Source organism: Natronosalvus halobius (genome assembly GCF_024138145.1).
GTDB classification, from domain to species: domain Archaea; phylum Halobacteriota; class Halobacteria; order Halobacteriales; family Natrialbaceae; genus Natronosalvus; species Natronosalvus halobius.
On sequence record NZ_CP099998.1, the window covers coordinates 13,821 to 27,349 of the forward strand.

At 61.9% G+C, this 13,529-nt stretch carries 10 protein-coding genes; 5 read left to right on the forward strand and 5 right to left on the reverse strand.

The features are described 5' to 3' along the window. Window positions 1–10 precede the first annotated feature (10 nt). Window positions 11–2,173, forward strand: coding sequence for an oxidoreductase (locus NGM15_RS17050; RefSeq protein WP_253438699.1), 2,163 nt, complete (start codon window positions 11–13; stop codon window positions 2,171–2,173). Window positions 2,174–2,490: 317 nt separating this feature from the next. Here NGM15_RS17050 and NGM15_RS17055 read toward each other — a convergent pair whose 3' ends face one another. Beyond that, the gene (locus NGM15_RS17055; protein ID WP_253438702.1) at window positions 2,491–3,618 is read right to left on the reverse strand and encodes a thiolase family protein; all 1,128 of its coding nucleotides are present in this window, start codon (window positions 3,616–3,618) and stop codon (window positions 2,491–2,493) included. A 122-nt stretch (window positions 3,619–3,740) separates the two neighbouring features. Between NGM15_RS17055 and NGM15_RS17060 the strand changes: the two genes are divergently transcribed. Next, entirely contained in the window at window positions 3,741–4,877 is a 1,137-nt protein-coding gene (locus NGM15_RS17060) for an acyl-CoA dehydrogenase family protein (protein WP_253438705.1), read from the forward strand. 309 nt (window positions 4,878–5,186) lie between these two features. On the opposite strand, the gene npdG is transcribed toward NGM15_RS17060, so the two are convergent. Continuing rightward, on the reverse strand, window positions 5,187–5,855 hold the full coding sequence (gene npdG, locus NGM15_RS17065; RefSeq protein WP_253438708.1) for an NADPH-dependent F420 reductase: 669 nt from the start codon (window positions 5,853–5,855) through the stop codon (window positions 5,187–5,189). 123 nt (window positions 5,856–5,978) lie between these two features. Between npdG and NGM15_RS17070 the strand changes: the two genes are divergently transcribed. The 3 genes from NGM15_RS17070 to NGM15_RS17080 are packed head-to-tail and all read left to right on the forward strand — an operon-like array spanning window position 5,979 to window position 10,295. Continuing rightward, a complete protein-coding gene (locus tag NGM15_RS17070) occupies window positions 5,979–8,063 on the forward strand; it encodes a hydantoinase/oxoprolinase family protein (RefSeq protein WP_253438710.1) in 2,085 nt (694 codons plus the stop codon). 1 nt (window position 8,064) lies between these two features. Beyond that, window positions 8,065–10,017 carry a hydantoinase B/oxoprolinase family protein gene (locus NGM15_RS17075; protein WP_253438713.1) on the forward strand — a complete coding sequence of 651 codons (1,953 nt, stop codon included), beginning with the start codon at window positions 8,065–8,067 and terminating at the stop codon, window positions 10,015–10,017. Beyond that, on the forward strand, window positions 10,014–10,295 hold the full coding sequence (locus NGM15_RS17080; RefSeq protein WP_253438714.1) for an acetone carboxylase subunit gamma: 282 nt from the start codon (window positions 10,014–10,016) through the stop codon (window positions 10,293–10,295). The genes NGM15_RS17075 and NGM15_RS17080 overlap by 4 nt, the downstream gene beginning before the upstream one ends. 27 nt (window positions 10,296–10,322) lie before the next feature. Here NGM15_RS17080 and NGM15_RS17085 read toward each other — a convergent pair whose 3' ends face one another. The 3 genes from NGM15_RS17085 to NGM15_RS17095 are packed head-to-tail and all read right to left on the reverse strand — an operon-like array spanning window position 10,323 to window position 13,336. After that, window positions 10,323–11,750 carry an NAD(P)(+) transhydrogenase (Re/Si-specific) subunit beta gene (locus NGM15_RS17085; RefSeq protein ID WP_253439030.1) on the reverse strand — a complete coding sequence of 476 codons (1,428 nt, stop codon included), beginning with the start codon at window positions 11,748–11,750 and terminating at the stop codon, window positions 10,323–10,325. Window positions 11,751–11,767: 17 nt separating this feature from the next. After that, window positions 11,768–12,055, reverse strand: coding sequence for an NAD(P) transhydrogenase subunit alpha part 2 (locus tag NGM15_RS17090; RefSeq protein WP_253438717.1), 288 nt, complete (start codon window positions 12,053–12,055; stop codon window positions 11,768–11,770). Window positions 12,056–12,103: 48 nt separating this feature from the next. Then, a complete protein-coding gene (locus tag NGM15_RS17095; RefSeq protein ID WP_253438719.1) occupies window positions 12,104–13,336 on the reverse strand; it encodes an NAD(P) transhydrogenase subunit alpha in 1,233 nt (410 codons plus the stop codon). Between the last annotated feature and the right edge of the window lie 193 nt (window positions 13,337–13,529).

Below are 13,529 nucleotides of genomic sequence, written 5' to 3' on the forward strand. Positions count from 1 at the left end.
ACGATCAACTATGGACATCAACGTAATCGGTGGCGGACCTGGCGGACTGTACGCAAGCCTGCTGTTACAAAAAGAACATCCCGACTGGGACATCACCGTCTACGAGCGCGACCCGAAGGACAACACCTACGGTTGGGGCATTGTGTTCTCCGATAGCACGCTGAGCGCACTTCGGGAGGCAGATTACAAGTCCCACGACCGCATTACGGAGAAATTCGCACTCTGGGACCCGATCGACATCCACTACGAGGGTGAACGCATTCGTTGTGGCGGGCATACCTTCTCCGGCATCATGCGCTCAGATCTCAAGGATATCCTCCGTGAGCGCTGTGCAGAGGTGGGCGTCGAGATGTACTGGGATCACAACGTCGATAACCCCGAGGAGTACCGCGACGACGCGGACCTGCTCATTGGAGCCGACGGGCTCAATAGCACCACGCGCGAGACCTGGGAGGACCAGTTCAAACCGCGGATGAAGATGGGCGATGCGAAGTTCGCCTGGTTTGGGACGGAGAAACCCTTCGACGTTTTCACGTTCATCTTTCGCGAGAACGAACACGGCCTCTGGCGCGTTCACGCCTATCCTGGACGCAAGAGCACGTTCATCGTCGAGTGTACCGAAGAGACCTGGGAGGCCGCGGGCCTCGACGAGAAAGACGAGGAAGAAGGGCTGGCGTACTTCGAAGACCTGTTTTCTGATCACCTCCAGGGGTACGAACTCGAATCCAAGCTCTACAGTTGGCGGCACTTCCCCATCGTCAAGAACCGGACCTGGTCACACGACAACGTCGTACTTCTGGGCGACGCGGCCCACACGGCCCACTTCTCGGTCGGTGCCGGGACGAAGATGGCGCTGGAAGACGCGATCGCCCTCTATGAGGGCTTCGAAGAGTACGGGACAGACAATATGCAGGGCGCGCTCAACTGGTACGAGAAAGAGCGCCGCCCGCGGGTCGAGGGGATCCAGGAGGCCGCCACCCAGAGCCGGAAATACTTCGAGCAGACAGAGCGTTACACGGACCTGCCTCCGGAACAGTTCGCGTTCAATCTCCTCACACGGAGTGGGAAGATTTCCTACGACGAACTGAAAATCCGCGACGGCGACTATACGGACAACTTCGACCGCTGGTACGCCCAGTACGCCGACGGCGGGAACGAATCTCAGGCGGTCGCCACGCCGCCCATGTTCCAGCCGTTCACGCTTGCGGACGTGACTCTGTCGAACCGCGCCGTGTTCGCGCCAGGACCGAGTTCCGTCGGTACGAGCGGACATCCGGCCAGCGAACAGATACAGCGACTCGCCGACATCGGGACCGACGGGGCTGGGCTGGCCATGACCGAGCCGGTGGCGGTCTCGGCACGCGGTCGCATTAGTCCCGGCACGCCTGGTATTTACGAGGAAGGTCACCTCGATGCGTGGGCGGATGCCGTTTCCGCCGTTCACGACGCTGGTGACACGAAGGTCGGCATCGAACTGTTCCATGCGGGCCAGCGAGCCGCGACCAAGCCTCGCGAATACGGTCTCGACCGGCCGCTTTCGGACGGCGATTCCTGGGACATCATCTCAGCGTCGGCGACACCGTACACCGGCCGGAGCCAGACGCCGACTCCGATGGACGACGACGACCTGGAGCGGGTTCGTGCACAGTTCGCCGACGCTGCCCAGCGGGCAGCGGACGCCGGCTTCGACGTCCTGCAACTGAACATGGCCCATGGATACCTGTTGTCGAGTTTCCTCTCGCCGCTCACCAACGAGCGCGACGACGAGTACGGCGGCTCCCTGGAGAATCGACTCCGCTACCCACTGGAAGTGTTCGAAGAGGTCAGAGCGGTCTGGCCGGACGACAAGCCGATCACGGTAAAAATTCCCGCAACTGACTGGCGGCCCAACGGGAACAACCTCGGTGACGCGTTCCAGATTGGCCGTCAACTCGACGAGTATGGCGTCGATCTGATGACCGTTGTCGCCGGACAGACGACCTCCAACGACCGACCCAGGTTCGACACGGACGTACTCGCGCGCCACAGCGAGCAGATTCGCAACGAACTGAACGTTCCGACCATGACGACCAACTACATCACCTCAACCGACGAGATCAACACCCAGGTCGGCAGCGGTACGGGCGACCTCTGTCACTGGTATCCTCCGAACACCGACATCAACTCGCTGTAACGTCGACTCACGAACCCGGGCAAACGGAACGTATGTCGGCTCTCCGACAGCGAATTACACTGCGATGAGCCATTCCGTACTCACCGTGGAAGGGCCAGCCACGCGGCGACGTGTCCATCCGCTGCCAGGGAAGCTCGTTCTCCTCGTTCTCGACCACTGTGGGTCGTTCATAGCGCTGGCGCTCGTGAAACAATGACCACACAAAACACGGTTTAGGACGCTTTCGCTCGTCCGTGCCGTGACAAGTCGACAGTTCCTCCGATCGAAAACGAACCGGCCACGAAAGGCAGTATGCGCTTGCCGCGGACGCGCCACCGTCAGTCGCGCACGAACTCGACTGCGGCACCCTGGCCGTAGCCGACGCACATCGTCGAGATACCACGGTCGACGTTCCGGCGGTTCATCTCGTGAATGAGCGTCACTGGGAGACGCGCCCCCGACGCACCCAGGGGGTGACCGATAGCAATCGCACCGCCGTTGACATTGAACACGTCGTCGTCGATGCCCAGTTCCCGCTGGCAGTACAGCGTTTGGCTAGCGAATGCCTCGTTGAGTTCGACCAGTCCGTAGTCGTCGATGCTCGTTCCGGCCCTGTCTATGAGATTCCGCACGGCAGGAACCGGCCCAATTCCCATGATTTCGGGGTCTACACCGGCGACCGAATGGTCCCCGACCGACGCCAGCACGTCGAGACCGTGGTCCTCGGCAAACACCCGGCTCGTGACCATGACTGCCGCCGCACCGTCGCTGATCTGGGAGGCGTTCCCCGGCGTAACCGTGCCATCCTCTTTGAAGACTGTCGGTAGTTTCGCCAGTTTCTCGGCGGTCGTTCCGGGTCTAAGGCCCTCGTCGTCGGTGATGACCTCCTCTCCAGTGTCGATAGGGACAATCTCGTCGTCGAACCGCCCTGCTTTGGTTGCCTCACAGGCCCGTTGTTGGCTGCGGGCGGCGTATTCGTCCTGGTCGTTCCGGGAGACATCGAACCGCTCGGCGACGGCTTCGGCGGTGTTTCCCATCCGGAACGCCTCGACGTCGTATTGCGCGGCCAACCCGGGCACTTCGCTGATATCGTTGGCGCGCTCGACACGGCTCATGCTCTCGACACCCCCGGCGATCAGACAGTTGCGCTGGCCCGCCCGAATCGCATCGGCCGCGGTCATGATCGCCTGCGCCGAGGAGGCACACTGGCGGTCGATGGTCGTTGCCGGGACTGATTCGCCCAGCTCGGAGAGAAGCGCGATAACCCGTGCCAGGTTGTTACCCTGCTCACCTTCCTGTTTGACACAGCCCCACAGCAGGTCCTCGACGTGGTCGCCGGTCAGTCCAGTCGTCTCGAGGAGTTCGTCGATAACTGGTATCGAAAGGTCTTCACTGCGGACGTCGGCGAACACGCCGTCTTCTTTCCCCTGCGGTGTCCGGTAGGCTGCGACGATTACTGGCTCCATGCTACTTGTTACCTCGTAGGCAGCCGAATTAAATTCCCTGGTCGTGCTGCCGAGAACCGGACCTATTGACCCTGGTCTGGACGTGAGTAATCGTTAAGTCGGTCCTGTCCGAGGGAGCGAACGTGATTACCGAGTTTGAACTGACGGCGGAGCATCGTTCTTACCGTGAAACCGTCAGGGAGTTCGTCGAGTCCGAAGTCGACCCCGTCATCGACGAGTACGAGGATGCTGGCGAGTTCCCCGAAGACCTGGTACGCCAGCTCGGGCAAGAGGGATTGAGCGGCGTCCCCTACCCCACAGAGTACGGCGGTGCGGGACTGGACTACCGGTCGTTCGCCATCACGAACGAGGAACTCTCTCGAAAGTGGAAGCTTCTGGCCGGGGCTGTCAACGTTATCGCGTCGCTCGTGGGCTACCCCATCTACACCGAAGGCGAGGAGTGGCAGCGTGAGGAGTGGCTGCAGCGTGCCTGCACGGGCGAGTGGATCGTTTCGCTCGGAATGACCGAACCCGGCGCAGGCAGCGACGCCGCCTCGATGGAAACGACTGCCGACCGCGACGACGACGAATTGGTCATCAACGGCCACAAGGTGTGGATGACAAACGGCCACGTCGCCGACTTCATGCTGCTCGTAACCAAGACAGAAGAGGGGCTCACGCTGGTCGGCCTCCCAGAACCCAGGAGGCACGACGGCGTCGAGTTCGTCCGCAACATTCCCTGTATGGAGGGTGACACAGCCATCGAGAGCGAGGTGCGGTTCCACGACGTGCGTGTGCCAGCGGAGAACATCGTCGGCGAGCCGGGCAGGGGACTCCGGTACGCCCTGGAGGGGCTGGACATCGGCCGCATCGGCACCGCGGCGCAGGCCGTCGGCGTCGCCCAGGGTGCAATGGAGGACAGCCGCGAGTTCGCCGACGAGCGCGAGCAGTTCGGCAAGCCCATCCGCGAGTTCCAGGGTGTCGGCTTCAAACTCGCCGACATGGCGATGGAAGTCGAGGCTGCTCGGCTCTTGACGCTGTCAGCGGCCGACCAGCGTGATCGAGGCGAGCGCGTCACTCAAGAGGCGGCGATGGCTAAAGCCTACGCAACCGACGCGGCGATGGACGTGACCACCGAGGCCGTTCAGGTCCATGGCTCGCGTGGCTACTCCAAGGATTACGACGTCGAGCGGCGCATGCGCGTTGCCAAAGGTATGCAGATCTACGAGGGTACCAACGAGATCAACCGCCACGTCATCAGCACGCGAATGTACGAGTAGTCCATCGGGCACCATTCAAGATTTTTTGAGGCGACAAATCCGAGCAAGTCCAGACCGTCGTGGACCTGTCGCTGGTCACGTATGGGCGCAGCATGATCCAGGTGACGGCCTTACTCACTAGACAATGGCCATGTTGGCGTTTGCACCTATAATGTAGTCAATGGGTTAAAAGTGAATAGCCGATCGAGCATCGTCGGTAATAGCGTGGTTGAGTGTACGCAACTCGCGCCCACCCTTCGGCCTCAGGACACGGGATTTTCCCGTTATTGAGGATAGACGTCCATGTGGGGAACGAGGCGCCAACGTGTTCTATTTGAACTCAACGCCCACATCGTGCATTCCGTCGTTGTACTTTGCGACATTGATAAGCAGTGGCGTGAGCGCTTCGATTTCCGAACTGTTGGCCAGCGGCCCGCCGTCGAGTGCACGAATCCCGTCGATAGATTCTGCCAGCGCCATCACCGTCGATTTGGCATCGGCATCTTCCCCGGTAACGAGCGTGTCGACGTCGAGTGACGCATCCAGGTTCGAGAGCCGTCCCGCAGCCAGGTTGTGGAATGCACCGACAACCGGTACGTCGGCGGGAGCGTGTTCGGCTGCCAGTTCAGTCACGCTCCCAACGCCCGGCGGATCGTAGTGGAAGCCTTCGTCGTCGACATCGATGCCGACTGCGGGACTCACCAGGATGGCCTCGTCGTCAAGTTCGGCCTCAACCGCGTCGATGGTGTCTGTCACGTAGTACGGCGGGACCGCCAGGATGACGGCGTGTGAGCCGGACACAGCGTCGGGATTGGCCTCGCCGTCGACTGAGGCATCGATCCTCGCGTCGGCCAGCGTGTCCTCGTATTCGTCCGCTTTGTCGGCTGCTTTGTCAGCATCTCGTGACCCGATGACGACCTCGTGGTCGCTGTCGGCTGCCAGTCGCAGTGCCAGTCCTGCACCGATGTCTCCGGTACCGCCGAGTAACGCAACTCGCATACGACAAAATCGCAAACGGCCTATAAAAAGATGCTGTTGATGGCACCTGCTGTGTCGACCAATGGAATGTCTTCTTTCTAACATGCAAAAAACAAATATGGGCCGTATGCGATATGCAAATGTATGCCACATGTCATCGGTGTTGATACAGGCGGAACATTCACAGACACCGTGATCGTCAACGAGGCTGGGGAGCGTGTGACAGGAAAATCGGGGACGACGCCCGCCGATCCGGCTACTGGAATCATGAACTCCTTGTCGGATGCCGCCCGTGCGCTTGATTCCAACCTGGAGACCGTCCTCGAGGAGACGGAGGTCCTGTTTCACGGGACGACGCTGACGACGAACACAGTACTGGAGCGGACCGGCGGCGATGTTGGACTCATCACCACGAAGGGCCATCGGGACGCCCTCCACATTGGGCGAACGAAGTCCCGAACCACGGGTCTCTCCGAGTACGAGATGCAACACTACGCTTCACAGAGCAAGCCCGAGCCGATCGTCCCGAAACAGCGCATTCAGGAACTCGACGAGCGGATCGACTACAAAGGTTCAGCGGTCGTCGGACTCGACGACGAGCAGGTCCGTGAAGCGGTTCGGGACATCGTAGACGAGGTCGACAGCCTGGCGGTAAACCTGCTCTGGAGTTTCGAGAACCCAGACCACGAGCAGCGCGTCGCCGAGATCGCCGCCGAGGAGGCACCCGACCTCCCAACGTACCTCTCACACGAGGTCACGGCACGGCTCGGCGAGTACGAACGGGGGGCGACGACGGCGGTCAACGCCTACACGGCACCGATCCTCGAAGCGTACGTCGAGGACCTAGTCGACGAACTGCGCGACGCCGGCCTCGACGCGCCGGTGTACATCATGAAGAGTACGGGCGGGGCGATGCCGGTTAGTGACGCATCGACGGAGGCGGTCGCAACGATCATGTCCGGGCCGACCGGGGGCGTCATCGGCTCGCAGTACGTTGGGACTGAAATCGGCACTGAGAACCTCATCTGTACGGACGTGGGTGGAACCAGTTTCGATGTGGGGCTGATCATCGACGGCGAGATCCAGACCCGGCCCACGACGTCGGTCCACCAGTACACCCTGTACCAACTGACCGTCGACATTGACTCCATCGGAAGTGGCGGCGGGTCGATCGCCTGGATCGACGAGGGCGGTGCGCTCCGCGTCGGTCCGGACTCGGCGGGTGCGGACCCCGGCCCGGCCTGCTACGGCCAAGGCGGGACGCGCCCGACCGTCACCGACGCCGACCTCCTGCTGGGCTACATCAGCCCCGATTACTTCCTCGGCGGCCGCCGGGACCTCGACGCGGACGCAGCCGAGACGGCCATGCGCGAACACGTCGCCGAGCCCCTCGACATGACCGTCGAGGAGGCCGCGGCGGGTGTCTTCGAGATCGTCAACGGGGCGATGGCCGACCTGCTCCGTCAGATGACCATCGAGCGCGGACACGACCCCCGCGAGTTCTCGGTACTGGCCTACGGCGGGGCCGGTCCGCTGCACGCATCGTTTTACGCCGACGACCTAGATGCCGAGTCGGTCGTCATCCCGCTCGGGGACACTGCCTCGGTGTTCTCGGCGTTCGGCATCGCCTCCTCAGACCTGAACTGGGTCGAGGAGGTCTCGAACCCGAGCCTCGCACCGTTCGACCCAGCCGACGTTACTGAAGCCTTTGAGGCCCTCGAATCGGCGGTGCGGAGTGATTTCGACGAACAGGGCGTCGACCACGAGAACGTTACCTTCTCCCGGGAGGTCGACCTCCGCTACAAGGGACAGGTCCACCAGGTTTCGGTCGACGCGCCGACAGGCGGCCTGACCGAGACGGACCTCGACGACGTGCTCGACCGCTGGGAAGCCAAATACGAGGGGCTGTACGGCAGCGGCTCGACGTACGCAGACGCGCAGGTCGAATTAGTCAACCAGCGCGTGCTGGCCAGCGCCGAGACGATGGATCCGACGCTGTCGGCCGACGACTCGATGTCCGAGGAACCACAGATCGGCACTCGAGATGTGTACTGGCCCGGCCCATCGGGGTTCGTTGAGACAGACATCTACGACGGGGAGCGCATCGTCCCAGACATGTCGATTGTGGGGCCGGCCATCGTACAGTTACCCGACACCACGGTCACGATCCGACCACACCAGGAAGCGACCGTCGACGACTACCGCAACATCGTTATCACGGAGGCCTAAGATGTCACAGATTCCAGGCGCAGACAAGTACACGGCAGCAGAATCGATCCAGGAAGACCGGATCGCGGACGACCTGACGTTCCACAAGCTCCCCGAAGACTTCGAACTCGACAAGGTCACCTTCGAGATCCTCCGGCACCGACTCGGGCAGATCAACGACGAACAGGGGACGACGCTGAAGAAAGTCAGCGGGTCACCCATCGTCACCGATGCGTACGACTTCAACGTCACCATCGGCGACGAGCGCGGCGAGACGGTGAGTTTCGGACCGTACGTGATGTATCACGCGAGCGTCACCGACCTCATCGTCAAGTGGATCATCAACCATCGCTCAGAAAACCCGGGCATCGAACCCGGAGACATGTACATCTGCAACGATCCCTGGATCGGCGCGGTCCACCAGAACGACACCGTCGTACTCGCACCGGTGTTCCACGACGGCAAGATCTTCTCCTGGGTGAGTTCGACGCTCCACCAAGTCGACGTGGGCGGAAACGAGATAGGCAGCTTCGCCATCGAGGACGACGACGCGTGGGCAGAGGCCGAACCGGTCCCGCCGACGAAACTCGTCAAAGGCGGCGAACTGCAGTCTGACATCGAGGACCTCTTTTTGCGGAAGAGCCGTGCCGCCCCGAACGTGGGCATGGACCTGCGATCACAAATTGCTGGGAACAACGTTGCCATCGACCGAATTCAGGCACTCATCGATGAGTACAGCCCGAACACGGTCAAGGCCGTCATGAAGGAGACGATGGACTACGCCGAGGAAAGTCTCCGCAGTCGACTGCGGGACATGCCTGACGGCATCTGGCGTCACGTCGGCTATCAGGACGTAGCCAAGGCCGGCGACCGCAGCGTCTACGAGACCAGCCTCGCGGTCGAGAAGCGCGACGACCACCTGGTATTCAAGGTGGACGGCGATGCACCGGCCGGCGTCATCAACACCACGTACGCCGGGATGCGCGGTGGCCTAGTCGCGCCGGTCCTTCCAATGCTCTGTCACGACATGCCGTGGGCGCTCGGCGGCATCTACCGTGCCATCGACATCGAGACCACGGACAACATCATGGTCAACGCCGCGTATCCGGCGGGGACCGGGATGGCAGCCGTCGCGGGCACCTGGCACACCGTCAACGTCTCGACGCAGTGCATCTCGAAGATGCTCTCGGCTAGTGAAGAGGAATCGGAACACCTCGTCGCCGGGTCGTCGGGGTCGTGGGTCACGATGAACGTCCTCGGGATGGATCAACGGGATGAATTCTTCGTAACGCAGTTTATGGACCCGATGGCAGGCGGTTGGGGCGCACGCAGCCATTCAGATGGCATCAACACTGCGGGCATCTTCGCCGCCCCCGGAGGAGCAGCCACAAACGTCGAATCGACGGAACTCTCTTTCCCAGTGTTGTACCTCTACCGGAAAGAGGAGACCGACTCGGCCGGAGCCGGGAAGTTCCGCGGCGGTGCGACCGCTAGTATGTGTTACGTCCCCCACGACACTGAAGGGATGGAACACCTTGGATCAACCTTCGGCATGGCAGTGCCCACTAGCCAGGGCATCAACGGCGGCCACCCCGCTAACACGGCCCGTTACGAGATGATTCGCGACTCGAATATCGAAGACTTGTTTGAAGCAGGAACCATCCCCGAAGATCGCTCAGACGTCGATGGCGACCTGGAGGTGTTGCCCCCCAAGTACAAAACCATGCAGGGACCGACCGACGTCTACTTCAGTATCTGGCAGGGTGGTGGCGGGTACGGCGACCCCATCGAGCGCAACCCCGAACGCGTCGCCGAAGACGTGCGCCAGGACTACGTTTCCCGCGAGGAGGCCCGCCGGACCTACGGCGTCATCCTTACCGAGGACGGTGGAGTCGACACTGAAGCCACCGAGGAGCGTCGCAAGGCGATCAGGAACGAGCGACTCGCTGCGACCAAGTGGGGTGATGACGAATGAAACAACTGGACCTGCACTTGGCGATCGACGACGGCCGGATCGTCTGTCGCAGCTGCGAGGCGGACATCTGTGCGGCCGACGAGAATTACAAACTGCACGCACTGTGTGACCGTAAACCGCTAACGGAGGCTGGGCCACTCATCAACGACCCGGCACAGTACGTCGACGACGACCTGGAGTTCCGGCAGTTCTACTGTCCGGGCTGTGGTACGTTGCTGGAAAACGAAGTAATCGACACCGACCACGAACCGGTTCACGACAAGCAGTTACTCGAGTAATCCCGAGAACAGGTTTCGTCGGGAACGTTAATTCGTCGCCTCCTTGTACTCGGTCACCAGTTCCTGCATGGTCCCTTTAGCGTCGCCGAACAACATGCTCGTGTTGTCTTCTGCGAACAACGGGTTCGGGACGCCCGAGAACCCGGTCGAAAGGCTCCGTTTGTTGACGATGACCATCTGTGCGTCCGAGACGTTCAGTATGGGCATGCCGGCGATGGGGCTCGAATCGTCTTCGTTCGCCAACGGGTTGACGACGTCGTTCGCTCCAGTGACGATCACTACGTCAGTCTGGGAGAAGGTGGGATTGACCTCCTCGAGTTCGCGCATCTTGTCGTACGGGACGTCGGCCTCGGCTAGGAGCGCGTTCATGTGGCCCGGCATCCGGCCGGCGACCGGATGGATGCCGAACTCGGCGTCGATGCCGTTCTCGTCGAGTAGTTCGACCAGTTCGGCAACGGCGTGCTGGGCCTGTGCGACGGCCATCCCGTAGCCGGGTACGACGACCACGCGACCGGCCGTCTCCAACAACATCGTCACCTCTTCGGGTGAGGTCTCGGTGATGTTCCCTTCGTACATGTCGTCGACGTCCTCGCTGTCACTGTCCGCGCCGAGGCCACCGAAGAAGACGTTCGTGAGCGAGCGGTTCATCGACTCGCACATGATGACCGTCAGAATTAGCCCCGACGCGCCGACGAGCGTCCCGGCAATGATCAGGACGGTGTTGTTCAGCACGAAGCCCGTCGTCGCAGCCGCTAGCCCCGAGTAGGAGTTCAGCAGCGCGATGACCACGGGCATGTCCGCCCCGCCGATCGGAACGACGAGGAAGATGCCCAGGAGTGACGCGGAGACTACCAGCACCCAGAACGAGGGGATCCACTCGGCCAGCGGCACCGACCCCAGCAGGGACGGCTGGACGACCAGGAACAGTCCGGCCGCGACGGCGACGAGAAAGAACAGTCCCTTGAGCGCGTGACCGACGTTCGTGCTGACCGGCGAGTCGCCGACTACGCCGTGGAGCTTGCCGGCTGCGACGAGGCTCCCCCAGAAAGTCACAGCGCCGATAAGACCCGCGAGTGCAGCCGACGCTGTCAGCCCCACGGGAAGCGTTGCAGATGTGCCTGTGGTGAACTGGTCGATCAGCTCCGCTCCGGCGACGAGTGCCGAGGCCCCACCGCCGAACCCGTTGAACAGACCGACGAGCTGGGGCATCTCCGTCGTCTCGACGGTCACGGCCAACCAGGTACCGATTGCACCGCCAACGACCAGTGCGGCGAGCAGGACGAGCGGCGAGAGGATCTCGAACCAGAGTGCCGTCACGAGGACGGCGATGAACATCCCCAGTGCCGAGATCTGGTTCCCGCGGGTCGCGGTCCTCGGGTGGGTCATGTCTCTGAGTCCCTGGATGAACAGCACCCCGGAGACGAGGTAGATGAATTGCAGGACCGACGCGGGCAGCCCACCGAGGACGCCCGTCATCGGTTCGACCCTCCCCTGCTGAACTGTTCGAGCATAAAGTGGCTCACCAGGTAGCCGCCGACGACGTTGATGGTTGCCATGACCACGGCCAGGAAGCCCAGCGCGGTCGCCAGCGTCGTCGATCCGGAGCCTGCGACAACGACCGACCCGAGGAGGGTGATCCCCGAGATGGCGTTCGCGCCGGACATCAGCGGCGTGTGCAGGTTCGTCGGGATCTTTGTGATGATTTCGTAGCCGACAAACGCCGCCAGTACGAACAGCGTCAGGTTCTCGACGAACGTCACGCCCATCCCTCCTCGGGTTCGCTGGCAGCGTGAGATTGGATCGTGGCGCTAATCATCGTCGTCCTCCGCGTCGACAGTTCGTTCGTCCGCTGCGCCGTCCGGTATTTCATCGTCTCCTGTGTCGTCGTCCGATTCGTCGTCTGCCGTCTTGTCTTCGATGTGTGGGTTGCGAATCGTGCCGTCATGGATGAGTAGCGTCGAGTCAATGATTTCGTCCTCCAGGTCGATGGCGAGCTCCCCGTCCTCAGTCAGGTTCTCGATGAAGTTCGCCAGGTTATTCGCGTACTGCTGGCTCGATGTATGGGTAATCTCCGCTGGAAGGTTCGTCGGACCGTGTACGGTCACGCCATCGACCTTTACCGTCTCGCCGGCGACCGTGGGCTCACAATTGCCGCCGGTCTCGGCAGCCAGGTCGACGACGACTGACCCCGGATCCATCTCCTCGATCATCTCCGTCGTGACAATCTCCGGTGCCGGCCGACCGGGGATGGCCGCCGTCGTGATGAGGACATCGGATTCGGGGACGACCCGTTGCATCTGCCGACGCTGTTCCTCGTAGAACGCTTCATCCATCTCCACGGCGTAGCCCTCCTCGTCGCCGGAGTCCTCGGTCGGCAAATTTAGTTCGACGAATTCGGCGCCGAGGCTCTCGACCTCCTGCTTGACCTCCAGGCGCACGTCGTGGCCCTTCGTGTTCGCGCCGAGGCGCTCGGCCGTGGCGATGGCCTTCAGCCCCGCGACGCCGGCCCCGATGACGAGTACCTCGGCCGGCTTGATCGTGCCTGCAGCGGTCATCTCCATCGGGAACATCTTCGGCAGTTCCTCGGCCGCCAGCAGACAGGCCTGATAGCCGCCCAGACTTGCCTGTGAGGACAGGACGTCCATGCTCTGGGCCCGACTGATCCGCGGCATGAGTTCGAGTGCGAACGCGCTCACGTCTCTGTCGGCCAGAGCCGCCAGGGTCGCGTCGTCACTTTCGTACGGGCCGAGCTGGCCGATGACAATCTGCCCGTCACTATAGGGGTCGGTTCTTGCATCCGGGTTGGCACCGAGCCCGCAAACCTGCAAGATTACGTCCGCGCGCTCGAAGATTGCATCGCGGTCGCCGAGAATTTCACACCCGACGGCTTCGTACTCCTCGTCAGCCCAATCTGCGCCCGCGCCGGCACCAGCAGCCACGAATATCTCGTGGCCCGCCTCGAGTAACTCCTCGGCAACTGGTGGAATCAGCGCCACGCGCGTCTCATCGGCTGCGGTTTCGGTGGGAACACCGATGATCACGGTGAACACCACCTCGCGGACCGGGTTGTGGCTGGTCGGTCGATGCTGTTGCTCGAGTCGTCGGTGTGCGTGTGTCGTTGCATTGTACGTTCCTCTTGCGTGCTAGTTACACAGATTAGTAGGATCGACAATAAAGGAACGGGATGTGATAACAAATGCCAGAAAATTTCGGCGATGGACGGGTGGGAACTGC